The organism is Enterococcus sp. AZ109, assembly GCF_051714625.1.
Taxonomy (GTDB): domain Bacteria; phylum Bacillota; class Bacilli; order Lactobacillales; family Enterococcaceae; genus Enterococcus_A.
On sequence record NZ_JBIOSF010000002.1, the window covers coordinates 1,090,586 to 1,116,141 of the forward strand.

The 25,556-nt window shown below is 40.1% G+C and carries 27 protein-coding genes and 3 pseudogenes; 25 read left to right on the forward strand and 5 right to left on the reverse strand.

What is annotated here, in order from left to right:
- The gene (locus IGI42_RS21890; RefSeq protein ID WP_438718183.1) at window positions 1-789 is read left to right on the forward strand and encodes a 4Fe-4S cluster-binding domain-containing protein; all 789 of its coding nucleotides are present in this window, start codon (window positions 1-3) and stop codon (window positions 787-789) included.
- A 103-nt stretch (window positions 790-892) separates the two neighbouring features.
- Here IGI42_RS21890 and IGI42_RS21895 read toward each other — a convergent pair whose 3' ends face one another.
- Window positions 893-1,492, reverse strand: a complete 600-nt coding sequence (locus tag IGI42_RS21895; RefSeq protein ID WP_438718184.1) for a histidine phosphatase family protein — start codon at window positions 1,490-1,492, stop codon at window positions 893-895.
- Window positions 1,493-1,605: 113 nt separating this feature from the next.
- Between IGI42_RS21895 and IGI42_RS21900 the strand changes: the two genes are divergently transcribed.
- The 6 genes from IGI42_RS21900 (at window position 1,606) to IGI42_RS21925 (ending at window position 5,947) form a co-directional block, all read left to right on the forward strand.
- On the forward strand, window positions 1,606-2,484 hold the full coding sequence (locus tag IGI42_RS21900; protein WP_438718185.1) for a LysR family transcriptional regulator: 879 nt from the start codon (window positions 1,606-1,608) through the stop codon (window positions 2,482-2,484).
- 144 nt (window positions 2,485-2,628) lie between these two features.
- Window positions 2,629-2,982: a MerR family transcriptional regulator gene (locus IGI42_RS21905; protein ID WP_438718186.1), complete on the forward strand. Its 354-nt coding sequence runs from the start codon at window positions 2,629-2,631 to the stop codon at window positions 2,980-2,982.
- 15 nt (window positions 2,983-2,997) lie between these two features.
- A complete protein-coding gene (locus tag IGI42_RS21910) occupies window positions 2,998-3,201 on the forward strand; it encodes a hypothetical protein (protein ID WP_438718187.1) in 204 nt (67 codons plus the stop codon).
- A gap of 49 nt (window positions 3,202-3,250) precedes the next feature.
- Entirely contained in the window at window positions 3,251-3,625 is a 375-nt protein-coding gene (locus IGI42_RS21915) for a MerR family transcriptional regulator (protein WP_438718188.1), read from the forward strand.
- A gap of 394 nt (window positions 3,626-4,019) precedes the next feature.
- Window positions 4,020-5,189, forward strand: a complete 1,170-nt coding sequence (locus IGI42_RS21920) for a trans-sulfuration enzyme family protein (protein ID WP_438718189.1) — start codon at window positions 4,020-4,022, stop codon at window positions 5,187-5,189.
- 146 nt (window positions 5,190-5,335) lie between these two features.
- Window positions 5,336-5,947 carry a hypothetical protein gene (locus IGI42_RS21925; RefSeq protein WP_438718190.1) on the forward strand — a complete coding sequence of 204 codons (612 nt, stop codon included), beginning with the start codon at window positions 5,336-5,338 and terminating at the stop codon, window positions 5,945-5,947.
- Between the two features lie 111 nt (window positions 5,948-6,058).
- Here the strand turns inward: IGI42_RS21925 and IGI42_RS21930 are convergent, their stop codons facing one another.
- The 3 genes from IGI42_RS21930 to IGI42_RS21940 form a co-directional block, all read right to left on the reverse strand.
- Window positions 6,059-6,829: an ABC transporter permease gene (locus IGI42_RS21930; protein WP_438718191.1), complete on the reverse strand. Its 771-nt coding sequence runs from the start codon at window positions 6,827-6,829 to the stop codon at window positions 6,059-6,061.
- Window positions 6,822-7,757 carry an ABC transporter ATP-binding protein gene (locus IGI42_RS21935; protein ID WP_438718192.1) on the reverse strand — a complete coding sequence of 312 codons (936 nt, stop codon included), beginning with the start codon at window positions 7,755-7,757 and terminating at the stop codon, window positions 6,822-6,824. Before IGI42_RS21935 ends, IGI42_RS21930 begins: the two co-directional genes overlap by 8 nt.
- A 127-nt stretch (window positions 7,758-7,884) precedes the next feature.
- Window positions 7,885-9,249 (reverse strand): sensor histidine kinase, encoded by a 1,365-nt coding sequence (locus IGI42_RS21940; protein WP_438718193.1) that lies wholly within the window; start codon window positions 9,247-9,249, stop codon window positions 7,885-7,887.
- 178 nt (window positions 9,250-9,427) lie between these two features.
- Here IGI42_RS21940 and IGI42_RS21945 point away from each other — a divergent pair, with 178 nt between their 5' ends.
- Window positions 9,428-9,832 carry a hypothetical protein gene (locus IGI42_RS21945; protein ID WP_438718194.1) on the forward strand — a complete coding sequence of 135 codons (405 nt, stop codon included), beginning with the start codon at window positions 9,428-9,430 and terminating at the stop codon, window positions 9,830-9,832.
- A 155-nt stretch (window positions 9,833-9,987) separates the two neighbouring features.
- Here IGI42_RS21945 and IGI42_RS21950 read toward each other — a convergent pair whose 3' ends face one another.
- Window positions 9,988-11,148 (reverse strand): ROK family protein, encoded by a 1,161-nt coding sequence (locus tag IGI42_RS21950; protein ID WP_438718195.1) that lies wholly within the window; start codon window positions 11,146-11,148, stop codon window positions 9,988-9,990.
- 138 nt (window positions 11,149-11,286) lie between these two features.
- On the opposite strand from IGI42_RS21950, the gene xylA reads away from it, so the two are divergent.
- The 17 genes and pseudogenes from xylA (at window position 11,287) to IGI42_RS22035 (ending at window position 24,983) form a co-directional block, all read left to right on the forward strand.
- The gene (gene xylA / locus IGI42_RS21955) at window positions 11,287-12,594 is read left to right on the forward strand and encodes a xylose isomerase (protein ID WP_438718196.1); all 1,308 of its coding nucleotides are present in this window, start codon (window positions 11,287-11,289) and stop codon (window positions 12,592-12,594) included.
- A gap of 23 nt (window positions 12,595-12,617) precedes the next feature.
- Window positions 12,618-14,120, forward strand: a complete 1,503-nt coding sequence (gene xylB, locus IGI42_RS21960) for a xylulokinase (RefSeq protein WP_438718197.1) — start codon at window positions 12,618-12,620, stop codon at window positions 14,118-14,120.
- Between the two features lie 325 nt (window positions 14,121-14,445).
- Window positions 14,446-14,931 carry a helix-turn-helix transcriptional regulator gene (locus tag IGI42_RS21965; protein WP_438718198.1) on the forward strand — a complete coding sequence of 162 codons (486 nt, stop codon included), beginning with the start codon at window positions 14,446-14,448 and terminating at the stop codon, window positions 14,929-14,931.
- Between the two features lie 117 nt (window positions 14,932-15,048).
- Window positions 15,049-15,201 (forward strand): hypothetical protein, encoded by a 153-nt coding sequence (locus IGI42_RS21970; RefSeq protein ID WP_438718199.1) that lies wholly within the window; start codon window positions 15,049-15,051, stop codon window positions 15,199-15,201.
- Between the two features lie 15 nt (window positions 15,202-15,216).
- A complete protein-coding gene (locus IGI42_RS21975) occupies window positions 15,217-15,378 on the forward strand; it encodes a hypothetical protein (RefSeq protein WP_438718200.1) in 162 nt (53 codons plus the stop codon).
- Window positions 15,379-15,503: 125 nt separating this feature from the next.
- Window positions 15,504-15,653: pseudogene (locus tag IGI42_RS21980) on the forward strand (citrate lyase subunit alpha); the annotation flags it as partial.
- 241 nt (window positions 15,654-15,894) lie between these two features.
- Entirely contained in the window at window positions 15,895-17,007 is a 1,113-nt protein-coding gene (locus IGI42_RS21985) for an NADH-dependent flavin oxidoreductase (RefSeq protein ID WP_438718201.1), read from the forward strand.
- Window positions 17,008-17,552: 545 nt separating this feature from the next.
- Window positions 17,553-18,194 (forward strand): annotated as a pseudogene (locus tag IGI42_RS21990) (IS607 family transposase).
- A pseudogene (locus tag IGI42_RS21995) lies at window positions 18,190-18,234 on the forward strand (hypothetical protein); the annotation flags it as partial. The pseudogenes IGI42_RS21990 and IGI42_RS21995, both read left to right, overlap by 5 nt.
- 27 nt (window positions 18,235-18,261) lie before the next feature.
- The gene (locus IGI42_RS22000; RefSeq protein ID WP_438718202.1) at window positions 18,262-18,693 is read left to right on the forward strand and encodes a hypothetical protein; all 432 of its coding nucleotides are present in this window, start codon (window positions 18,262-18,264) and stop codon (window positions 18,691-18,693) included.
- A complete protein-coding gene (locus IGI42_RS22005) occupies window positions 18,681-19,292 on the forward strand; it encodes an RNA-guided endonuclease InsQ/TnpB family protein (protein WP_438718203.1) in 612 nt (203 codons plus the stop codon). Before IGI42_RS22000 ends, IGI42_RS22005 begins: the two co-directional genes overlap by 13 nt.
- Before the next feature lie 199 nt (window positions 19,293-19,491).
- Complete coding sequence (locus IGI42_RS22010) at window positions 19,492-19,845, forward strand: type II toxin-antitoxin system HicB family antitoxin (RefSeq protein WP_438718204.1); 354 nt, start codon at window positions 19,492-19,494, stop codon at window positions 19,843-19,845.
- A 359-nt stretch (window positions 19,846-20,204) separates the two neighbouring features.
- Complete coding sequence (locus IGI42_RS22015; RefSeq protein ID WP_438718205.1) at window positions 20,205-21,026, forward strand: histidinol-phosphatase HisJ family protein; 822 nt, start codon at window positions 20,205-20,207, stop codon at window positions 21,024-21,026.
- A 216-nt stretch (window positions 21,027-21,242) separates the two neighbouring features.
- Window positions 21,243-21,971, forward strand: a complete 729-nt coding sequence (locus IGI42_RS22020) for a flavodoxin (RefSeq protein ID WP_438718206.1) — start codon at window positions 21,243-21,245, stop codon at window positions 21,969-21,971.
- Between the two features lie 66 nt (window positions 21,972-22,037).
- Window positions 22,038-22,451 carry a MerR family transcriptional regulator gene (locus IGI42_RS22025; protein WP_438718207.1) on the forward strand — a complete coding sequence of 138 codons (414 nt, stop codon included), beginning with the start codon at window positions 22,038-22,040 and terminating at the stop codon, window positions 22,449-22,451.
- Window positions 22,452-22,864: 413 nt separating this feature from the next.
- Window positions 22,865-23,824: a lanthionine synthetase LanC family protein gene (locus IGI42_RS22030; protein ID WP_438718208.1), complete on the forward strand. Its 960-nt coding sequence runs from the start codon at window positions 22,865-22,867 to the stop codon at window positions 23,822-23,824.
- A 133-nt stretch (window positions 23,825-23,957) separates the two neighbouring features.
- The gene (locus IGI42_RS22035; protein ID WP_438718209.1) at window positions 23,958-24,983 is read left to right on the forward strand and encodes a lysostaphin resistance A-like protein; all 1,026 of its coding nucleotides are present in this window, start codon (window positions 23,958-23,960) and stop codon (window positions 24,981-24,983) included.
- Window positions 24,984-25,556 lie beyond the last annotated feature (573 nt).

Consider the following 25,556-nt stretch of genomic DNA (forward strand, 5'->3'; position numbering starts at 1 on the left):
ATGGAAACAGGAACCGTTTTAAGAATTGAAAAATCGTCTATTTACGATGGTGAAGGTTTGCGGACAGTTGTGTATTTAAAAGGCTGTCCCTTGCGGTGCAAGTGGTGTTCAACGCCAGAATCTCAGAATAACAAAATAGAAAAGGGCTTTGGTTCGATCATGACCAGCGAGGACGTTATTAAGGAAGTGGAGAAGGATGCGGTTTTCTATCTTCATTCTGGTGGAGGGGTTACTATCAGCGGCGGAGAGGCCTTAGTACAGGCAGATTTTGCTCAAGAGATTTTAAAAAAGGCTCGATATTCAGGAATTAATACGGCTTTAGAAACGAGCTTTTATGCAGATTATCAAGAAATTTCTAAAGTAGGCTCTTGGTTAAATGCGATCTATGTCGATTTGAAGTTTTTTGATAGTTTAAAGCACCAAAAATGGACGGGTGTTTCTAACCTGCGGATCAAGGAAAATCTGAAACGCTTTGTTAGGGATTTTCCGGAATGTGCGCTGCATATTCGAATTCCAGTGATTCCGACAGTTAATTTAGATTTGGCTGATTTGACACAATCAGCCAAATTCGTGGCTCAGTTGCGAGGTGCTGATTTAGAACTGCTGCCTTATCATCGTTATGGCCTTCAAAGCTATCGTCAATTGGGGAAAACTTACGAACTAGCGGAAATTCAGACCCCTGATGAAACGGTAATGATAGACTTAACTCAGCAATTGGCTCGAATAAATCCTGGTTTGCCGGTAATGACGATGGAACAGCAATTTGTTTATTCAACCCCGATCCAATAACTAGATTGAAAAACTACCTATTACAAGTAACTCTGCTAGATGTATCTTCTTTGTGTTTCGCGATGAAGGTACGTCTATTTTCTTCACCAATAGAACCAGATTCCTAGTCTACTTTATCAAAATTCGCTAGTTTTTCTATAGGATTCATCGTTTCCAAATAAGTAAACACACCTTGTTCAAAAGAAAATTTCATAAACCCGCCATTCGCTAAATGAAGCGGCAGCTGGGTATTTTCCGGCAAAACCTGCTGTAAAAAATAAAAAATAGCACCATTATGAGAAACCACTATCGCCGTACTTTCAACCTCATTTGTCATAATATCGGTCAGCTCAGCCAGTATTCGCTGCCGAACTTCTTCGCCGCTTTCGCCGCCAAAATCAACATAAAAGCTTTCGTAGCTTTCCGGTCCTTTCGGTTGTAAATACGTACTTGCTCCTTCAAATTGGCCAAAAAACATCTCCTTCAGGTTTTTGCGGCGGCTGTATGTTTGCGAGCCGATCACCAGCTCTAGTGTATCGCAGGCTCGTTCCTGAGTAGATGCGTAACAATGATCAAAGTGAATGTTCTTTTGCTGGAAATAGTTTCGAGCAGCTAGTGCTTGTTCTTTCCCGGCTTCCGTTAAAGGGGAATCGCACCAGCCTTGTACTTTTTGTTGAGCATTAAACAGGGTTTCCCCGTGGCGCATTAAATAAAGTGATTTCATTTGGACTACCTCCTATCAAAATAATTTTACCACTTAATCTGAACTTGAAGTCAAGAGTGGTGTAAAATGAATGGTGAAGCATTTTGGTTTAAGGGAAGAGTGGAGGCATTCAGATGGAATTACGGGTCTTGAATTACTTTTTAATGGTAGCAAGAGAAGAAAATATCACTAGAGCAGCCCAGCTGCTGCATGTGACACAACCAACTTTGTCTCGGCAGCTGGCTCAGCTAGAAGAAGAGTTGGGGGTAAAATTATTTGAACGAAAAAGCCACAATGTGATTTTGACAGAAGAAGGACTGCTACTGCGGCGCCGGGCGTTAGAAATGCGGCTCTTAGCAGATAAAATCAAAAACGATTTTTCTGGGGACAATCAAAATTTAACCGGAGAAATCAGTATTGGTGCAGGGGAATTAATGAGCGTAAATGATCTGGCGGAGCTAATTGCTGCCTTCAGAATACAGCACCCGCTGGTCCAATTTGTCTTAATGAGCGGAAATTCCGAAGAAATCAGAGATCGGATGGATCAAGGACTGTTGGAGGTGGGTTTGTTAATTGAGCCCGTGGCGATTGATAAATATAGTTTTGTGCGGATGCCGCAAAAAGAGCGCTGGGGAGTACTTGTTCCAGCTGAGTCGCCTTTGGTCCAACAAGCGGAAATTACGCCAGCGGACTTGATCACGTATCCGTTGTTAATTTCCCAAAACAATCCTATCAAAAATGAGCTGGCCAACTGGTTTGGTCAGCTAGGACAGGAATTGAACGTAGTGGGAACCTATAATCTTTTATACAATGCGGCCGCGATGGTTCGCCAAGGAACGGGGATCGCTCTGTGCTTGGAACTGGCTGCGACCTATACGGGTACCACCTTTATCCCTTTATCGCCAGAGTTGAACCTGACCTCAGTGTTGGTTTGGAAAGCCAATCAAGCATTTTCTCCAACTACTTCAGCCTTTATCCGTTTTGTAGAGAAATACCTAAAAGGCATATCATAACCTATCTATTTAGGTATTAGACATTTCACTAATGCAAGAGCATACTGTAGTTGTACCCAAGAGGGACAGCTACTTTTTTTATACTGTCTGGCTTCCAAAGCTGAATGAGTTTACGAAGCTATTCTAATCAAAGGAGATTTTTCAATGAATCAAGCAGAAGTTAGCCAACGTTATGATATTCCCGTGTCAATTTTACAAGAATATGAATCATGGGGCTTATGTGATGTCGTTAAGATCGTTATGGGAGAGTGGCAATATGATGATCAAGATATCGAACGCTTGAGCACCATCATGGCGCTGCATGATTTGGATTTCAGCCATGACGAGATTGAAAGCTATATGCGGCTGTTGCTGGAAAATAAAAATGGCGAAGCAGCCTGCATAAACTTGTTGAACAATCAGCGGCAGAAAAAACTGGCGGCCATCCATTTAGAAGAAAAAAAACTAGAACGAATTGATTACTTGCGACATATCATTAAAAACAGCCACGAAAAATAAAACAGGAGGTCCAAAATGAAGACACTCATTGTATTGTTTCACCCATCAATTGCAACGTCTACTGTGAATCGTCGTTTAATCAAAGCGGCTGAGGAAACGAAAAAGATAAAAATTAGAGATATGTATCAGTTGACGTCAGAAGAAATCGCTCAGCTAGAAGAACTAGCTGACCAAACCAAGGTCAACACCCTGCGAAACTGGGAAAAAACAATGGCTTAACACTTTGAACAACTTACTAAAAATTCAAAATACCAAGGAGTGACGGAACGTGAACATTTCTCAAGCAGCTAAAAAATTAGAACTAACTTCAGCAACTTTGCGCTATTACGAAAAAATTGGTTTAATTCCGCCGATTGAACGAACTTCCGGAGGGATTCGCAATTACAGCGAAGCCAATCTTGACTGGATTCATACAATCAAATGCATGCGAGAAGCCGGTCTGTCCATTGAGTCCTTGATTGAATACAATGCCCTTTATAAAGCCGGCGAGCAGACCTTCGAAGAGCGCAAGCAAATTTTGCTAGAGGAAAGACAAAATCTGCTGACAAAAATCGCGGAGCTGGAAGGTACCTTAGGCAAATTGGATTATAAGCTGGATCATTTTTATGGTGTGAAAGAAGCTTACTATTGTCAAGGAGCATAGAATGTAACATCTATATTTTGATAGGAGAAAGCGAACAGGTTTGATGGAATTACCTTCAAACCTGCTCGCTTTTTATTTGGTAGGATGGTTATAAAGAACTGCTTCAGTTCCACCGATTATGCGCTTTTCAAATGGCGGTGACGTTTTATGTCACCGCCACTACTAACTTTTCGTAGACGTTCATTTGACTTAAAATTATTGTTCGGAACTTCATTCAAGAAATCTCTCCTATTGTTTCCCAAAATCAAAAAAAATTTCTTCTAAGAATAGCTTAAACAAGCTATGAGAGTCTGCTAAGTTCTTGATCACAATATTAGAAAGCGTTTTCTTGTGGTGTTAGAATCGAAGTGTAGAATCGAAGCGTTTTTGAGTATAAGTACAGGAGGCAGATTCGATGAAAAACAATACAAAATTAATCCATGGCTATTCGGTTTTTGATGGAGAGACCGGTGCATCCTCGATTCCGATTTACCAATGCTCCACCTTTAAACAAGCATCCATCAAAGAGGGGCAGCCTTACACATATTCGCGATTCGGGAACCCAACTCGTCACGCACTGGAAGAAGGGATTGCAGCGATTGAAGGAGGCCGCTTTGCGACGGCATTTTCTTCTGGAATGGGAGCAATTTCCGCCGTTTTGCTAAGCTTCAGTCAAGGCGATCATATCGTCATGTGCAAGAGTATTTACGGGGGCACCTTCCAACTGGTAAATGAAGTGCTGCATCGTTACGGCATTGATGTGACTTTCGTGGATGAAACTGATTTAAACGAATGGGCTCAGGCTATTCGCCCCAATACAAAGGCCTTTTATCTAGAAACACCTTCCAATCCATTATTAAGCATAACCGATATTGCTGGCGTAGTGTCGATTGCCAGAGAACATCATTTGCATACAATTATCGACAATACTTTTATGACACCGTTGTATCAGCATCCGTTGGAAATGGGCGTGGACGTGGTGATTCATAGCGCAACGAAATTTATCAACGGTCACAGTGATGTGGTAGCTGGTCTGGTGATCACCAATGATGAAGAATGGGCACAACAAATCACCCTGCAGCAAAAGGTACTTGGCAGTATTCTTAGTGTGGAGGACTGTTGGCTGATCATGCGGGGCATGAAAACGATGGGACTTCGGATGGAGCAAAGTGTTAAAAGCGCCGCACAAATCAGTTGGCTATTAGCTGAGCATCCGGCAGTGAAAAAGGTTCATTATCCAGGGTTGCCGACTCATCCCGGATTTGATATTCATCGTCGCCAAGCATCTTGTGGCGGAGCGGTCTTGTCCTTTGAACTAGAAAATCAAGAGGCCGTTTATACCTTTGCAGATGCCTTGAAGATTCCGATTGCTGCGGTTAGCTTAGGTGGAGTGGAGTCGATCTTGTCCTATCCAGTGACGATGAGCCATGCTTGTGTGCCGAAGAAAGAACGAGAAAAACAAGGCGTGACAGAAGGCCTGCTGCGGTTGTCGGTGGGAATTGAAGATACCGAAGATTTGCTGGCAGATCTGGAGCAAGCTTTGGAGAAAGTAGTGGCACAAAAAGAAGAAATAGTTACCAAATAGTGAAAGCTATCCTTGAGGTTCAAAGTCGCTGAACCTCAAGGATTTTCTGTGCTGAGCTCATTTAAGACAAAAACACTACCTTTTAGGAAATTTTTCCCTCCATCACGAGCCATCTGATACACTAAAATAAAAACAGGAGGCAACCGATGGCTAAAAAAAGAACCATTAAAAAAAGAACCACCAAAGAAGAACTGACCTATTTGGCAAAAATGGAATTCGTCAATCTTGTCGTGATTATGTTTGTCTATTTTTTCTACACCGGATTATTTTATGTAAATTTAGATCTGTTTGGTGCCTTCGCCGATGGTCAAGCAAGTTTGGCAGAGCTTTTGCCGTATCGCTTGAATTGGCTGACCTTTTATCCGGTATTGCTGCTGTGTATTGTTTTGCTGGAGGGATCGCTTTATTGGTTCAATTTGCTAAATCGTACGCAACGAAAAAAAGCTTTATCCAAAAAGCAAATCGGCAGTATATTCACTAAGGTAAAGATCGTAACCTTAATTTTGTACGCCTTGTATGTACCGATCTTTCTGTTAAACGTAAGCCAAACAAATCTGTTAGCCTGCATCGTCGCAGTGTGTATCTACTTGTTTGCGCTCATCGAATACGTGAATTATTTCCACGTTCGTTTGTCTTTTTATACGAAGGACTATCAAGGTCTGCTGGTAGCCAGACCACTACGAATTATTTTCCAAAAAGAAGCTGGAAATCCTTCCAAGCTAGCGCAGGAGATTGCTTATTACCAAAAAAATTCCTGAGACTAGAGTTACGTCTCAGGAATTTTTTTTATTAATGAGTAAATTGTCTAGCTTCTCAAAATTTTCGTCTTAGTGCTCCAAAACTGAACGAGTTTGAGAAGCTTTTCTTAATTAACTTCTCAACCCGCGACCTTTATCAATCAAATGCCAGCAGACACCGTAAAGGACAGCGATAAACAATACCAAAATCGATACGGAAATGACAATCGGCACATCCATCACCCCTAAAAAGCCGTAACGAAAGCCGGAAATCATGTAAACAATTGGATTGATCTTGGAAACGGCTTGCCAAAATGGTGGCAGCATCGAAATCGCATAAAAGACACCACCCAAATAAGTCAATGGTTGCAACACAAAGGTTGGTACGATTGACACATCGTCAAAGGATTGAGCGAAAATGCCGTTTAGTAAACCAGCTAATGAGAACAAAATCGCCGTCATTAGTAAAGTCATAATAATAATCAGCCAAGAATGCACATGTAGCGGTACGAAAAACAAAGAAATGACGGTAACCAGTGTGCTGACTAAGATACTGCGACCTAATCCGCCGAAAACAAAGCCCCAAATGATGATATGAGTCGGCACTGGCGCAATCAATAGTTCCTCAATATTTTTCTGAAATTTTTGCGAGAAAAAAGATGATGAAACATTGGAATAAGAGCTAGTGATAGCTGACATCATAATCAAACCCGGCACAATAAATTCCATGTACGAAAATCCCGCCATATCGCCAATCCGTCCGCCGATCAAATTACCAAAAATAATAAAGTACAGTGATGTTGTAATAACTGGCGGTACTAAGGTTTGTACCCAAATTCGCAAATAGCGGTGGGTTTCTTTGACAGCCAGACTTTTTAAAGCCGTTAAATATAGACTAAGCATTGGTATCCTCCGTGTGACGTTTTTCTTCCGTGAGCTTCAAGAACAGCTCTTCTAGGCGGTTGGATTTGTTCCGCATGGACAGCACTTTGACCCCTTGTGCAGTCAGTTGGGTGAAGACATCGTTGATGCCTTGATTTCGCTCAACTTCCACTTCAAGCGTTTGCTCATCCTCCAGGTTGTAAGAATAACCAGTAATTACCGGCGCTTTTTCAACCGGTGCCAAATCAAAAATAAAGGTTTCAAACTGTAATTTTGACAGCAGCGATTTCATGCTGGTGTTTTCAATCAGATCACCGGATTGAATGATGCCGATATTGCGGCACAGCATTTCCGCTTCTTCTAAATAGTGGGTAGTCAAAATAATTGTGGTTCCAGCATTGTTCAAATCCCGCAGAAATTCCCACATATCTCGCCGTAATTCAATATCTACCCCAGCAGTCGGTTCATCTAAGATCAACAGCCGTGGCTCATGCATTAAAGCACGGGCAATCATCAAGCGACGCTTCATCCCGCCGGAAAGCATCCGAGCCCGAACGTTGCGCTTTTCCCATAGATTGGATTGCTTCAAATACTTTTCACTGCGTTCCATCGCTTCTTTACGGGGCACCCCGTAATAGCCCGCCTGATTCACCACAATTTGTTGGACCGTTTCAAAAGGATTGAAGTTGAATTCTTGTGGAACGAGGCCAATTTGTTGTTTAGCGATTACTAAATCTTTATCAATATCATAGCCAAAAACCTTCACTTGGCCGGAAGTTTTATTGACTAAGGAAGTAATAATTCCGATGGTGGTGGATTTCCCAGCACCATTTGGTCCCAAGAGCGCATAAAAATCGCCTTCTTCAACCGCTAAATCAATCCCTCGTAAGGCAGTAACGCCTGAGGCATAGACTTTTTTCAGCTGATTTATTTCTAGTGCATAAGTCATAAAATTGCTAACTCCTTCATTAAAGTATGATTCTCTATTCTAACACTAATTTGTCAAGGTACAAGGTCTAATTGGATTAATTCTAATCAGCAACAAAAAAAGAACGGAAAAACTTCCGTTCCAGCAGTTATTGAGAAATGATCATTTTCTGACTAAATTTATTACCAGTCGTCTGAGTCTCTTGCAGAACATTGTCATAAGAACTCAAGATCTCTTTATAAGTGGCTAAACCAATCCCGCGCTTGTCGCCTTTGGTGGAATAACCTAGCTGCCAAATTTTCTCTAAATTAATCATATTGGGACAAGGATTCTTAACTAGGACTTCCAAATGTTTTTCTTCCTGTATCAGCAGGACATCTACAATTGCCGAACCTTCCATATTACCAGCCGCTTCAATGGCATTATCAAGAACAATTCCAAACACCCGAATAAAATCATTCATCTCCATTGCCAGCGAATGAATCGGCTCCAGCACCTCAAGATTCAAGGTGACATTGTGCTCTTTGGCTAATAATATTTTAGTAAACAACAGACTTTTTACCTCGAGTATTTTTACATTGGACAACTGACGCTGCTGGCGCAGATTACCCTGCAACTGTTCGTCGGTGATTAATAATTTTTCCGACAAGTATGCTTTGACTTCTTCTAAGTTCCCTTCAGAAACCTGAAAGTACATCCCCGACAACAGATTTTTGTGATCGTGGTGAAGCTTTTGCAGATCATTGTACAGCGTTTCGATGTGGTCCACATAATGTTGTTGTTCCGCTAGCATTTTCTGAGAGTAGGTTAAATGGTAGTTGCGGTCGATTTCTCTCGTGATAAAAATGATGAAAACTAACAGAAGTAAGAAAACTCCGCTGATAAAGAGATTAATAAAATTTGTATCTTGATTTCTTCCTAATTGAATTAGTCCGCTTAAAGAAACAATATCTAGCGAAAAATATAAACCAATGATCGAATAGAGTATCCTAGGTGTCTGCAGAAAACGCTGAAAGCTGCCAGTGTAGGAGGTCGCTAAACGTTGTGTAGCAAAAATTGCTAGAGTAAACCAGGTGAGGTTCATCAGTATATGAATCAAGAAAAATTGAAAGGTTGACAATCTTAAAAATGATGCTTCATTCAAGAGTGAAATGTACTGACCCACATAGAGCGTGATAGTGTAGATGCAATTGTAAAAGGCCAGTAAGACCAGCGGTAGTCGGAAATTTTCGCTATTCGTGTATCTTTTCAGCCACAGTAAGTAGATGGTATATTGGATCGCAGTAGTCACGAACGCTAATTCGGTTGACAAATAGCGTTGATGCCAAAGGTCAATAAAACTGATCATTGTTAAAGAAACAGTTAAAACAGTAGTAATAATAGCGATATCTTTTATAATGCTTTTTTTCTTTTCAGGAACCTTAAATAATTGATGTGCGCCGTAAGAAAGCGCGAAGGAAAAAAGTACAAGTTGAAGAAAGTTAAGCGATAAAATCGTAAAAAAACGAGTCATAGTCTTCTCCTTAAATTACTTTGATTATTCCTGCATTCTACCCAATAAAAAGCAGCATGGTCAAGGCTTTTCGGTCATTCAGGACACCAAAAGAACCGTTTAGGCTAATTCACCATGTAGAGGCTGGATTTCTTCTATACTATAGTCATACCAAACAAACATACAGGAGGGTTACAAAATGACATTAGCACAAAAAAGAAAACTTATTTCCGGAATTTGGATGGCATGTGCCTATGCTTGCGCCATTGTTTCACTGATTTTTGATAACGCTGGGAAAGTCAGCTTCGCATTAGCAGTCGTCGGAGTAGCCTTTTTACTAATCGGCGCCATTCAGGAAATCGTCGTATATAAAAAGAACAAGAAACAAGAGGGTTACAAAATGGCACTAGCACAAAGAAGAAAACTTATTTCCGGGATTTGGATGGGTTGTGCCTATGCTTGCGCCATTGTTTCACTGATTTTTGACAACGCTGGGAAAGTTAGCTTCGCATTAGCAGTCGTCGGAGTAATCTTTTTACTAATCGGCGCTATTCAGGAAATCGTCGTATACAAAAAGAATAAGAAAATGGAACTTGATAAATAGAACAAGGGCAGACACGGTGAGCACTACATGACTATTGTCTGCCTTTTTTAACTCAAAAACCTTTATAAAAGTAATGATAACGATGTCTGGCTTCACAAACTTAGCTTAGCGCTCCCATGCCTAGCGAGCTTGCGAAGCTTTTTTTGTTCAATTAACTAATTCTTCACACGAATTTTCAATTGTTTTACATTCAGAAAGTGCTGCGTAGCCACCGCTAAAGCACCATATAAAGTCGCATTGCCTTCTAACGAAGTATTAGTAATTACAATATCCTTAGCAAACTGACTTTTTAGCTGGTGAGTCACCGTCTCAATCAGTTGCGGAAGCCGACGATAAAGCGAGCTATTGATTACTACAACATCGGGATCATACAACATGACGATATTGTTGATGCCGATGCTTAAATAAGTTGCATTTTCATGCACCAGTTCTACAGCAAGGGGATCGTTTTGTTCCACATGCGCAGCTAAAATTTCGGAATTCACATAGTCTAGCTGTTTTTTTTCAGCAAAATCAGCATACATCACTTTATTAGAGGCATACTGCTCCAGACAGCCTTCGTTTCCGCAGGGACACTGCTTGCCATGAGGGAAGAGGATAGTATGCCCAATTTCACCAGCTTGGCCTTGCTTACCTAATTGCAGTTCCCCTGATTCTACAATCCCACTGCCGACACCACTGTGAATGCTAAGGGAAACTAGACTTTGATACTGGGAAGAAAAAGCATACTCTCCTAAAGCTGCTAAGTTTGCTTCGTTTTGGACAAAAATCGGAAACGAATAGCGAAGCTGCAGCTCGTGTTTTAGATCGATTTGATCTAGATCATAATAAGGTGTAAAGACAGGACGGTCTTGATCCACAACGCCGTGCACTGCCAAAGCAAGACCAACAATCCCATGTGGTGTTTCTGGCTGTGCCTGCATAAAAGGCTTGATAATGGTCTCAATTTCCGCAAGGACATTCGCTTTAGTAATCGACAGCCGTTTTTTTTCAATCTTTTTCACAATTGTTCCATCGATATAAGAGAGCATCGCCTCGATATAGTTATACCCGATATCCATGGCAATCACTAAAGCCGTTCTTCGATTCAATGTCAGCATGATTGGCTTGCGACCACCGGCATTGGAAGCATCGCCGATCCGCGTTTCTAAAATTAATTGATCCTCCAGCAGCTTTTTCGTGATTGCTGAGACGGAGGCTTTATTTAAACCTGTTTGACTGGCGAGATCAGCCCGTGAAATTTCTTCCTGTTGAATAATGGTTTGTAAAATAATCGCTTCGTTTTGTTCTCGAATAGTATATTTACTAGAAATCATACTGCACCTCGTTTTCTATTCTCTATTTTATTTTGTTTGGAAGCGGTTGACAATCTTTTTTCAATGATTTATAGTAACTGCATAAGTTAGTTTATCGTACTAACTAACTCAATACAACCATTTTAGGAGGAATTACCCATGATTTATTTTCCAAACGTAGAAAAAGTTGCTTTTGAAGGCAAGAGAACTGACAATCCCTTTGCTTTCCGTCATTACAATGCAGAAGAAGTCGTAGCCGGTAAAACGATGAAGGAACATTTGCGTTTTGCGGTAGCTTACTGGCACACCATGACCCAAGATGGCTCTGATCCTTTCGGTAATCCGACCAATATTCGAACGTGGGAAGGCGCTAGCGAAATGGAAACTGCGAAAAATCGCGTGGAAGCCTTTTTTGAAATTTTGGAAAAATTGGGTGTTGAATATTTCTGTTTTCATGACATTGATATTGCTCCTGAAGGTGATTCATTGGCCGAGTTCTTCCAAAATATCGATGAAATTACTGACTTGATTAAAGAAAAGATGGACCAAACGGGCATTAAGCTGCTGTGGAATACCGCAAATATGTTTTCAAATCCTCGATATGTTCACGGTGCAGCATCTTCCAGTAACGCTGATGTATTCGCTTACTCAGCAGCTCAAGTCAAAAAAGGTTTGGATATTAGCAAAAAATTAGGTGGCGAAAATTATGTCTTCTGGGGTGGAAGAGAAGGCTATGAGAGCTTGCTAAACACAGACATGAAGCTAGAGCAGGACAATATTGCTCGTTTATTCAAAATGGCGATCGCTTATGGTGAAAAAATCGGTCATAAGCCTCAATTTTTACTTGAACCAAAACCAATGGAGCCAAGCAAACATCAATATGATTTCGATGCGGCGACTACGATGGCCTTCATCCAAAAATACGGATTAGAAGGCGATTTTAAATTAAACTTAGAAGCCAATCATGCAACCTTAGCCGGTCATACCTTCGAACATGAATTAACTGTTGCTCGTTGCTATGACGCATTGGGATCAATTGATGCCAATCAAGGGGATGTTCTATTAGGTTGGGACACTGACGAATTTCCAACGAATATCTATGATACAACTCTGACAATGTATGAAATCTTGGAAAACGGTGGTATCGCGCCGGGCGGGATTAATTTTGACTCTAAGGTTCGCCGTTCTTCCTTTGAAATGGAGGATTTACTTTTGGCACATATCGCTGGGATGGACACCTTTGCCCGCGGATTGAAGGCGGCGGCTGCGTTAAAAGAAGATCGCTTCTTCGATGACTTAAAAGAAAAACGATATGCTAGTTACACAAAAGGCATTGGTGCAAAAATTGTCGCTGACGAAGAAGACCTGGAATCGCTAACTGCTTATGCTTTGGAAAATGATGACATCACTAATGAATCTAGCCATTTGGAATTTGTAAAATCTCGCTTGAATGACTATTTAGTGTAAGCTAAAAGAAAAGGAGTGAGACGATGAGTTATGTATTGGGCATTGATTTAGGCACCAGCTCGCTAAAGGGATTAGTGATGAAACGCTCTGGTGAAGTGGTCGCTTCAGCTAGTAGTGAATATCCATTAATCCAGCCAGCCTCAGGTTTCAGCGAACAAGATCCGCAGGAATGGATCAAGGCTTGCGAAAAAGTGCTGACGAAACTAAGCCAGCAAATTGCTGATTTTACTCAGGAGCTTGCGGCGATCAGCTTTTCTGGCCAAATGCACAGTTTAGTATTGTTAGATCAGAACAAAGCCGTCCTGCGCAATGCAATCTTGTGGAATGATGTTAGGACAAGTGCTGCATGTCAAAAAATCATGGCTACTTTTGGCGACAGACTGTTAACACTAACAAAGAATAAAGCGTTGGAAGGCTTCACCTTGCCTAAAATCTTGTGGGTGCAAGAGCACGAACCGGAAATATGGAAGCAGGTCAGACATTTGATGCTCCCGAAAGATTACTTAGGATTTTGGCTGACAGATGAGATCCACATGGATTATTCTGATGCAGCAGGTACGTTGCTTCTGGATATCACTAAACAGGATTGGTCACAGGAAATTCTGGATCAATGTGATGTTCCTCGTGCGTATTTGCCAAAGCTGATTGATTCGGTGGGGTATACAGGTGAGCTGAAAGCCAGTCTTGCTGAGAAGTATGGATTCAAGCAGCCGGTCAAAATTTTTGCCGGAGGAGCTGACAATGCTTGTGCAGCAGTGGGTGCTGGCATTTTAAAAAGTGGAATAGGAATGGCTAGTATTGGTACTTCAGGGGTATTCCTGTCTTTTGAAAAATCACCAGAGCAGGATTATCAAGGCAACTTGCATCTATTTAATCACGCGGTGCCGAATGCGTATTATTCTATGGGGGTAACTTTAGCTGCGGGTCATAGTCTAAGCTGGTTTAAAGAAACCTTTGCGCCGACTTCTTCCTTTGAAGAGCTGCTGGAAAAGGCAGCACAGATCGAACCTGGGGCGAATGGTTTGTTGTTTACGCCGTATATTGTTGGCGAGCGCACCCCGTATGCCGATAGTAACATCCGTGGCAGCTTTATTGGCATAGACACTTCGCATACGCTGGCTCATTTTACTCGCGCCGTTTTAGAAGGCATCACTTTTTCTTTGAAGGACTCTCAACTGTTGATGGAAACCGTCGCCAACCGTACTTTTGACAAAATCGTTTCTGTCGGCGGTGGTGCCAAAAGTCAGGAGTGGCTGCAAATTCAAGCAGACATATTTAATACCCCCGTGACCACTTTAACCGCTGAACAAGGTCCGGGACTGGGAGCGGCCATGTTAGCTGCTGTTGGTTTCGGCTGGTTTGATACACTGCAAGATTGTGCCGAGACCTTTGTTCAGTACAAAGAACTAGTGAAACCCAATCCTGCAAACGTGGAAAAATACGCAGCTGTTTACCAGAATTATCAAGCTGTCTATCCAGCAACGAAAGATCTTTGTCAGCAACTAATCACTCAATCAAGTAAGTAATTAACGAGAGGTTGTGACGGAAGTGTTCAGCTCCGAGAAATAATCCGAATCATCTTTTTGCGATTATTTGGATTATTTCCGAAAGAGCTGCTTCAGTTACACTGATTATACGGTTTTCAGTGGCTGTGACGTTTTATGTCACAGTCACTTTCCAATGAGCAAAAACAGACGATAATACTGTGGTAAAATATAAAGTGTTATTTATATTATCCGTAAAACCCGCATCAAAGCTGCTTTACTGCAAAATAGTTGTCCATGTAAAGTAAATTTGATAGCTTTTTGCGCTTTGATGGGTTATTTTTGAGTCAAGAAATGAGGTGAAAGCATGCAATTAGGTGAGAAAATCAAAACCTACCGAATGCAATATGAACTCTCACAAGAAGACTTGGCCGAGCTTTTGGATACCTCACGTCAGACCATTTCCAGCTGGGAAAATGACAAAACCTATCCAGGAATGCTGGCGGTGGTGTCCCTTAGCGAAATCTTCCAAATACCGGTAGAGACACTGATCAAAGAGGATGTGCTGGAAATGAAAGAAATTCTAGACAACAAAGCCGAAAGAATCCAACGCAACAAAGACCGGGATATGCTCAATCGCATGGCAGCCCTGCGGACGGGTGCGGTATTCATCGGTGGAGTGAGTGCTTATCCGGTGTATCGGTATCATGGATGGGTGTATGCGCTTATTCCGCTGCTCCTTTTGGTGATGGGGCTATTCACGACCATTCCGATTGAGCATTATTTACGGAAATACAAGCTGAAGAAATACCAAGATATCGTCACTTTTTTTGATGAAACGTATGATCGATAATAAACCGGCAACCGTTAAAGACACTTATGCAACTGTTTATGAAACGTTTCATTTTCATTTGATACTTTCTGCTACACTTAGTTCAACAAATAAATAGCAGAAAGAAGGGGCGTTACCATGAGTTTCAAACATATCGTCATTTATTCCATTAGAGAATTTAACAAAAACAAAGAAAAAGAAGGCTACTTTCCCCAAGATGGAGTAGTAATCAATGTATTTGCACCAGATCTTCTTTCCGGCAATTATGTTGCAGTCGGTTTCTCTAAGTAGAAGGGAGATCATCCAATGAAAGAAGGCATCGGACTAGGCAGTGTAATTGCTTTTATTATTTCTTACAGTAGATGGCACAGTATTTTGTGGGCGCTATTCCACGGGTGCTGGGGCTGGTGGTATGTTTTGTATTATCTATTCACTTATGCAGGAACCCCGCAGTCGAAACAGGAGTAAGTGAAAAAATCCTAGAACTACGCGTTGGGAAATCCAGCGCGTAGTTTTTTGTATCTTTTTGGCAATTTTATAGAAAAAAAGTAAGACCACAAACAACAACGATCCGAATCAGTTCCTCCCGACTTTTGAAAACCATCGAAGAACTCCGTGACCTAGCCTACCAATACATTGGCGAACCAGAAGATATTGAGTTTGAAGATAAGGTTGTCGCAATGATTGAGTATCGCGATGGAACAATAATTGATGTCGTAAGAAAGCCAAAAAATTTAGTGTAGTTTTTGATTAGCAACAGTCTTATCAATGGGGAGCAAATGCCCCTTTGATAAGGCTGTTTTTTGGCTTGTAACGAAAGTGGGATATTTTCACGAATAAACGTTGACAATAAACGAACGTTCATTTAATATAGAGAAGTGGCAGAAACAGGTCATCAAACGAACCGCTTCTCACGAAGAGAAGTTTTTATTTTGACGTTAATTAAACGAATGTTCATTAACTTAAAAGGAAGAAGGAACTTATATGTCAAACTTAGCAAAGCAAATTACTTTAAACAATGGAGCCGTACTGAAAAACAGTGTGGTAATGGCTCCTATGACCACGTGGGCTAGCAATGACGATTACACCGTATCAGAGGGAGAACTTGCCTATTACCGCTACCGTAACAACGGTGCCGGAATGATGATCACTGGCTGTACCCACATTCAGGAAAACGGCATTGGCTTCACCAATGAGTTTGCGGCTTACGACGATAAATTTATTCCCGGACTAAAGAAGCTGGCAAGTACGTTTAAAGAAAACGGCGCCAAAGCCATCCTGCAGATCAATCATGCTGGAAACAAAGCATTACCAGATTTATTTGAAGGAGACGTAGTTAGTTCTAGTTCAGTGGAAACAAAGGCGACGGATTTTGCGCCAGCCTTGAAACCAAAGGAATTAACAGAAGAAGAAATTACCCAAATTATTCGTGATTTCGGCGAAACAACTCGTCGTGCCATTGAAGCTGGCTTCGATGGGATCGAAATTCATGGCGCCCACGGTTTCCTGCTGCAAAATTTCGTCTCACCTTTCTTCAACAAACGTCAAGATCAATGGGGCGGGAGCTTAGAAAATCGTCTAAGGTTTCCAATGGCAGTCGTTACCGAAATCAAGCGAGTGATCGAAGCGTATGCCTCAAAAGATTTTATTCTAGGCTATCGGATCTCACCAGATGAACCAATGGCAGGAGCCTTGCGCATGACTGACACTTATGCCTTGACGGACAAGCTGATTGATATGGGTGTCACCTATATCCACGCTTCTTTACCAGATGCCTTGCAAGCAAAACCAGTGGATGCAACAGATGACGTGACGTATTTGGAAGCTTTAAGCCAACATATCAACCAACGTGTTTTGTTCGTAGCAGCCGGAATGATTCAAACCCCGCAGCAAGCTGAAAAAATCTTGGAAAAAGGTGCTTTGCCAGCTATCGGTCACGGCTTTGTCACCGAACCCTTATGGATGGAAAAAGCCGAAGCCGGTCAAGCCGACGATATCCGCTTAACCATTAAGAAAAATGATGTGGTTGACCTGCGGCTGCCGGAAAAAATGTGGGTTGCTATTCAAAATTCAGGCGATTGGTTTACAATCGAATAGAAGTGAAGAAGTACAGATCTAGGAACGTTTTTGATGGATGTTTCTAGGTCTGTTTTTTGTTTTGCGCAAAAGAAGATATGCCTAGCTACAATACCTTTAATCTGATATAGGATCAAACTTAGCAGATAAATAAAAAATCGAAGAATGGTGCAAAACGCTGAATGTTTTGCGTATTTTTATATAGAAGAAATACGAGTGATTATTATCTGATTACCTTTGACAATGCGCATTAAAATAGAGGGAGGAGACAGGCACATGCCTATGACGATTAAGGAAGCTGAAACGCTTTAAGAAAAGCTGGATTTATCGAAGTTAAAGGGGGAAAAGGTTCTCATCGAAAGTTTGTTCGTAGAGGCTATCTGTGACCGGTAATTTTGACTAGTCATGGAAAAGAATTATCCAGAATAGTAGAAGCTTCGGTAATCAAGGCAATTCAATCAAAAAAATAGTAAGAGGGTAATAACAGTTAATTGTAATTCATAAATATCTATAAAAATATAATCGGAAATATCGATATGTGGTGTAATCATATCGAGGTGAAGATTATGACTATGTATTCGATAGGTGAATTTGGAAAACAAATAGGCGTAACGCCACAAACATTGAGAAATTGAGATAAAAAAGGGGAATTGAAACCTGCTCATGTTTCGCAAGGTGGCACTCGTTATTATTCTGAAGAACAACGAAATCAATTCTTAGGAATCGCTGGAAGAAAGAAACCAAAGCGAATAACTATCGGTTATTGTAGAGTAAGTTCAAATAAACAAAAAAATGACTTAGAACGTCAAATAGAGAACGTCAAAACTTACATGATTGCACGAGGATATCAATTTGACATTATTCAAGATATCGGTAGTGGAATCAACTACAACAAAAAAGGATTAACCCAATTAATTGATAGGATTACCAATGGAGAAATAGACAAGGTAGTGATTCTATACAAAGACCGCTTAATCCGTTTCGGTTATGAACTCATTGAAAATCTTTGTAATAAATACGGCACAGAAATAGAAATTATTGACAACACAGAAAAGACTGAGGAACAGGAATTAGTCGAGGACTTAATTCAGATTGTCACGATTTTCAGTGGCCGATTACAAGGAAAACGAGCGAATAAAGCTAAGAAGATGATTAAGGAGTTGATGGAAGATTATCCGAGCCAAGAAAGTAAGGTTACGTCCGATTGATGAACAAGAAAAACAATTATGGCAATCCGCTGGTACTGCTCGCTGGATTTTCAACTGGACGTTAAAAATGCAAGAAATGAACTATCGATTCGGTGGGAAGTTTATTAGTAATAACGATTTGCGCAAACACATCACAAAAATGAAGAAACGTCCAAAGTATGTATGGTTGAATCAAGTATCAAATAATATTGCCAAACAGGCAGTAAAAGATGCTTGTGATGCCTACAAAAAATGGTTTGATGCTATGACAGGAAAAAGTCGTTTAAAGGCTGAAAAGCCACGATTCAAGTCAAAAAAGAAATCGAAACCAGCTTTTTATAATGACAACATCAAGCTGAAAGTGAAGTCAAAATCAGTTTTACTTGAAAAAATTGGTTGGGTAAAAACAAGCGAGCAACTACCGATGAATACGAAATATTCCAATCCACGAATTAGTTTTGATGGAAAGTATTGGTATGTTTCAGTTGGCATTGAGGAAGAAAAAAAGTGCAGCACTTAACTGGTGAAACACTGGGGATTGACCTTGGTATCAAAGATTTAGCGATTGTTTCCAACGGTAAAGTCTACAAAAATATTAATAAAACAGGCAAAGTGAAAAAGATTGAGAAACGATTACGTCGGTTACAGCGTAAAGTTTCTCGAAAATATGAGATGAATAAGGAGGGAATCCGTTTCGCCAAAACGAGTAACATCTATAAACTAGAAAAGGAAATTCGGCATACACATCGAAGACTAGCCAATATTCGTCAGAATCATTTACATCAAACAACAACGGAGATAGTGAAAACCAAACCATCAAGAATCGTTGTAGAAACATTGAATGTAAAAGGAATGATGAAAAATAAGCACTTAGCAAAATCAGTTGCACAACAAAAAATCTATGAGTTCAAACGCCAACTTCAATATAAATGTGAAGGCTATGGTATTGAATTAGTAGAAGCCGATAAGTTCTATCCAAGTTCTAAATTATGCCATGAATGTGGACATAAGAAAGTGGACTTAAGATTGTCAGACCGTACGTATCATTGTGATAAATGCGGATATACAGCGGATAGAGATCATAATGCAAGTCTGAATTTAGCTAGTTATATTGCGTAATCTACGAGCTTCTATTAAAACAGAAACGTAGATATGTAGGATTCGTTGTATCCGAATTAACGCCTGCGGAGTGTTATAGCAAACGAGAGTAGCGAGCAAGTGGCAAAATCGGACACATAGAAACAGGAAACAAACATAAATCTGACAACTTTTATAGTTGGTTAGAAATATTTATAGATTTTTGGCAACGGTGCGTACAATGAACAAAGTCTACCCAGCCATTTTTGAACTCGATCCGGTGGGTTATGGTATTTATTTCCCAGATATTGAAGGGGCTGTCACTCAAGGAGCAACCATTCCTGAAGGACTAACAATGGCAGCTGACGCATTAGGTATTATGCTTGCCGATTTAATCGCCAGCGAAGAAGCCTTGCCTGAACCAACACCGATAAATGAGATCGAGTATGACAAAGAAACACAATTCGTAACACTGGTAGCGGTGAACCTAGTCGATTATTTAAAAGAAGCAAAACTAGACAAGAAAAACGTCAGCATTCCTCACTGGCTAAACGTCCGAGCAGAAAAAGCCGGTGTGAATTTTTCGAAAACCTAACTGAAGCATTAATGGATAAACTAAACGTCTAACCAAAAAGACTTGGAACGCTCCACTAACAGAGCTCCAAGTCCGTTTTTATTGCCCGTTTCATAATCTCTAACAAGTTTAAATAGTCACAGCCGACTCGCTATAATTGGGCATAGCTTTTCTGCCAATTTTGATTGTGTTATTCTAGATGTAGTTAAGGTAACTATTGGAAAAACTTTTATGTTGCCAACCGCAAGTAGGTACTTACACTGCCGGGAACTCCTGCTGCGTGATTAGACCCATCACAGCGAAAGATACCCAGTATTGGGAATACTTAGAAAAAGCCTATCACGCCGATTTTGGCGAATAAAAGGAGTGAAAGAAAAACTATGCGATGCGATTACCATGTTCACACTTATTACAGCGACGATTCTGATTATCCTATGGAACAGGTGGTAAAAGACGCCATCCAACAAGGAATCAGTGAGCTGTGCTTTACCGATCATGTAGATTACGGCGTGAAGCTGGATCATCATGAAGCCGGTGCTGACGATCCAGCAAACAGACTGAATGTCGATTATCCAGCCTACTATAAAGAATTTACCAAATTAAAAGAACAATACCAGCAGGAAATTAGTCTGCGTTTTGGTTTGGAGTTCGGCATTCAAACGGGGACGATTCCTAAGTTTGAAAAGCTGTTTTCTGCCTATCCCTTTGATTTTATTTTGCTTTCGATTCATCAAGTGAATAACCAAGAATTTTGGCTTGGCGACTTTCAGCAGGGAAAAACAGAGGAAGAATGCTACCAAGAATATTATCAAGAATTGCTGGCAGTGGTGAAAAGTTATCTCCTGTACAGCTGTCTGGCTCATCTGGATTTAATTCGCCGATATGTAGATAAGGAAGTAAATACCTTCGAAGCCAACAAAGAGATCTTAACCGAAATCCTCAGCTATATTATTGCAGCTGGTAAGGGGATCGAAGTGAATACTTCTTCTGTTCGTTATCAGATCCCAGATACAACGCCTTCAAAAGATATTTTGCGCCTCTACCGCCAGTTAGGTGGCGAAATTATTACTATCGGCAGTGACAGTCACAAGCCTGATGAGCTTGGAGCCCACATTGAAGAAAGCCGCAAAATGCTCAAGGAGCTGGGTTTCCAAAACTATTGTACTTTCCAGCAAATGAAGCCAGTCTTCCATCCGTTGTAATAAGAGAAACTACTGTCAAAAAACGGTATCCAATCTGGATATCGTTTTTTTAGGGTCCTATTCTACGTTTTCCCCACTCTTCACCAAACCCACACAATTCTTTGCACAAAGTTCACAATATACCCCTTGCCTTGAAGTGGACTCCATAGTTTACAATTCAATGTGTAGTCAGGTGATTAACGAATAGAAAATTGGGAAAAGAAAGAAGGAAGATACATGAAAAATTTGACGAAATTAGGCTTTTTAGGTGCGGCATTATTCAGCTTAGCCGCATGTTCAGGAGGCAACGATGCTGGAAGTACGAGCAGCTCAAGTAGTTCAGCAACAGATTCCAGCAGTGACCAAAATTCAGCTACACCATCCGCTGATTTAGCTGACAAGTTCGGTAATAGCTTGGTGGTGTATTTCTCCCAACCAGAAACCGAGGATCCTGATAACATGACCACTGAAGAAGACAACAGTGCCATCGTAGTCGACGGCGAAGTCTTAGGTAATGTTCAGTACGTTGGGATGAACATCCAAGAAAACGTGGGGGCTGATATTTTCCGCATTGAACCGGAAGAACCTTACACCACTGATCACGAAGATTTAGTGGACATCGCTTCAGCCGAACAAGAAGAAAATGCTCGCCCAGCTTTAGCTGCTACGGTTGATAATATCGATCAATACGACACTATTTTCCTAGGCTACCCAAACTGGTGGGGCGACATGCCGATGGTTCTGTACACTTTCTTAGATGAACACGATTTGTCTGGCAAAACGATTATTCCATTTAACGTCCACGGTGGCAGTGGTTTCTCAAGTACCATCAGCACAATTGCAGAAGAAGAACCAGATGCAACTGTGGTTGAAGACGGCTATTCTGTTAGCCGAAACAATGTGGAAGACAGTGTGACCGAAGTTGTTGATTGGTTAAACAATTTGCCAGCGACAAACAGCCAATAATTTGACTAATCTGTTAAAATTAAAGTAAGCAAAAAAAGCTAACGAGTAAAGTAAGGAGAACATGCCATGAATATTGCAACGGTAAGTAAAAAATTTGGGATCGCTACCGACACCATTCGCTACTATGAGAAAGCCGGTTTAATTCCGCCGATTACGCGGGATGGAAAGGGCTACCGTGTTTTTTCTGAGAACGATCTAAACTGGGTGTACTTTGCCAAGGTCATGCGCAATGCTGGCGTCTCAGTTGAAGCGATTGTCGAGTATGTTTCTTTATTCCTGCAAGGCCGGGAAGAAACGATAGATGCTCGCAAGGTGCTTTTGATCAAACAACGAGAAGTGTTAGAGAACAAAGTTAAGGATATTAACGAAACGTTGCAGTATCTAACTTACAAAATCGAAGACAATAGTCAGCATTTGCTTAATTTTGAAAAATTACTAGAAGATGGCTACTTAGCCGAAAACAGCGAGATGGTTAAATAAAAATCGTTCAATTACTCAAGTGAAAGAGAGTTGTACTGATGAAATCCCAAGTTAGATGTTCAATCTAACTTAGAGGAATCTCAGTGCAACTCTCTTTATTTCTCATTTGACAGCTCTCATATTTCCATTGATATATCGCCTTATCTATCTAAACTGATGAAAGAACCCTAAATATGAGGAAGTGCTTAGTCCATCCATTTATAACTTTTTTAATATAAAGGAATGAATGATTGGAAAAGAAAACTATTTCTAGAGAATAAGCATTCACTCTTAATATCTGATGAGTTTCTTACTGATATTGATATTCTTGTTATTTATTTCAAAAGAAAACCATGCCTCAGTGATCTATATTCTAAATTTTTCTTTTCGCAGGTCTCTCCTGAATACCGACAAAAATGCTAGTGAAGATCCCTTTGACTCAGTTAGTAGTTTCAATTTTCTCAAAGAGGTTTGGAATCCTGAATTCTTATAGTAAAACCATTAATTCTTTGTTACTTAAAAGAACATATGAGTTTTCACAGAATAGATTAGGTCACGATAATGTCAGAACAGGAGATTTTGATCTCATTTTTGGGTTGTCAGGAGTTTTGTATTACTTACTAGATTCAACATGGGATGCAAAGCATGATATAATTAAATTGAATAAGATTGGAGAGTTTTTGGTTTACATTACAGAAAATACAGTTGCAGAAGATAATAATATACCTCGTTATTTTGTAAAGGAAACGCCAGCAGGAAATCCTTCTGACAGTTATGCAGATTTAGGAAGAGCGCATGGAATAATTTCAATTCTAATTGCATTGACTAAATTCAAGAAAAAAGGATTCATTGCTCCAAATTTAGATATTAGCATTGATAAATTGTTTGAATTTTACAACAATCTATATACAAACACTTATGGCTGGCCAATTACAGTTTATCAATCAGAGTTTGAAATGATAGGTTTTAGGGCTATCGAAAAAAGTAGAGAAAGAGAGAGTTGGTGTTATGGGAGCGCCAGTATAGCTAAGGGCCTAATCGACTCTGCAATAAATGTAAGTAATGGTGAACTAGTAAAAAAATATTACGATATATTATATGAGTTAATTAATGTTGATCTTGACACGTATATGTTGGACGATTATATTTTATGTCATGGATATTCTGGTTTGATTACTGTTATTGAATCACTTGCCCTAAAATCAGAAGATAAAATGCCGTATCAATATTATTTGACGAATGAGATTATTCTTAATCTCGAAAAAAAGATGAAAGATATTAGTTTTAAGAAACTCAATTTGGATATTCTTGAAGGAGTTTCCGGTCAGATATTAGCGCTGAATTACTTGAATAATCAAGAGATGAAGTATGTATCTTTATTGATGTTGACATAGCTCACTTATCCTAATTCTCTTTTTTAAATTCTTAATATACCCAGTCACTATAGATTTAGTACGTCTAGTTCAGTATTTAGTTATCTGGCAAACTTAAGTAGAGTTTTTTTGCAATTGAAAGGGCAGGGCTAAGATGAAACTTATTAGACAGCTTGACCAATCGTTTAAACTATTTCTAGGCATTACTTATGGAATCCCGTATATCATGTGCATTTTTATGGCCTATGGCTATTTTACCGGAAAAGACTTAACCCTTTTTCCGACAGTACAGATGTTGTGTCCAGCCGCAGGCGTAATTCTGGCAGTAGTTACTGGAAATAAAAATAAAGCGTTGATTCCATGGCGTTTTTTCACTATATATCTTGCAATGACTGTTATTGGCATATTCTGTGCGGTGATGAGCGTGTTTGTTCTGAATAAAGAGCTGAATACTCTCTTTAATATACTCATTGTGATTGGCTCAATTGTCTTACTCTCACTAGTAGTGATTGAAGATGAGCTGAAATTGAAAGCTTATGGCCTGCTAGGAAGATCCTGGAGTAATATCTTACCGATAAGCCTTTTGTTCAGTTTGCTTTGTCTTATTAGGACGATTATCTACTTTATAGATAACCAATTAGTCGTTTTGACCAAGGAACTGTTTACCCTTGAGACGATGTTCCAATTGGTTTTTATGGTGCTGAATTTTTGGCTTAGTTTTGTCTTATTTTTTGGCGAGGAGTACGGTTGGCGCTATTATTTACAGCCGTTAGTGCAGAAAAAGTTTGGGGCACTTAAGGCGACTTTCATAATAGGATTTATGTGGGGGATTTGGCACCTGCCATTAAATATGTTTTATTATAATACGCTAGATGACGCTTTACTCAGCGTGATGCTTCAGATTATAAGTGCGACAATCAGCGGGATTTTTTTTGCTTATTTTTATATGAAGACTCAAAATATTTGGTGTCCAATCATTTTGCATTATTTGAATAACACTCTTGCATCCATCTATCCTTCATCCGCTACAGAGTCAGGGGAAATTGCTGTTGTTCCAGTTATTGCAGCTATGACGGTGATAAACTTGTTGTTATTCGGTTGGCCGTTCTTCACGAAGTTTTATCGTGATCCGAAAAATCGAAGTGAGACGTTGGAGGAACAAGTAGCTAAATATGAATAATCCAATATTTTGTTGTAGAAATATTGCGTGAACTTCGAGATAAAGAATAAAACATACGGCTTGAAACTTCCAAATTGAAAGTTTGCTTTTTCAGACAACTACGTAGGCATCCAAAACCACCTTATTTTTGAATTCATATAAAACAGTATTTAATAGTTCTAAATCAAAAATATGGTCAGGATAAGCTCTAAGAAGCGCATCAGCAATCTAATAAAGTTCGTCTCATACTCCTTCTTATATGTTTTTAGACAAACAGTAACTCTAGACAATAATCCTCACTATGAATGAGCCAGCAGAAAGTGAAATGGAGCGACTAAGATCAGAAGTTGGTGCAGTTGTTGTCGAAGAATTATCCTTAGAGGATCTAAGGATACACACTAGCAAAAAAATACTGATTTAGCCTTTAATTACTTGAAGGGATTTTACGGTGAATATGATAGGTCAGCTAAGATAACAACGAAAGTGCTTTCTATCATTGCTGTTTCGCCACAGCCGAAAATTCTTGATTCAAGCAAAAGAGAGTTGTACTGATGAAATCCCAAGTTAGATGTTCAATCTAACTTAGAGGAATCT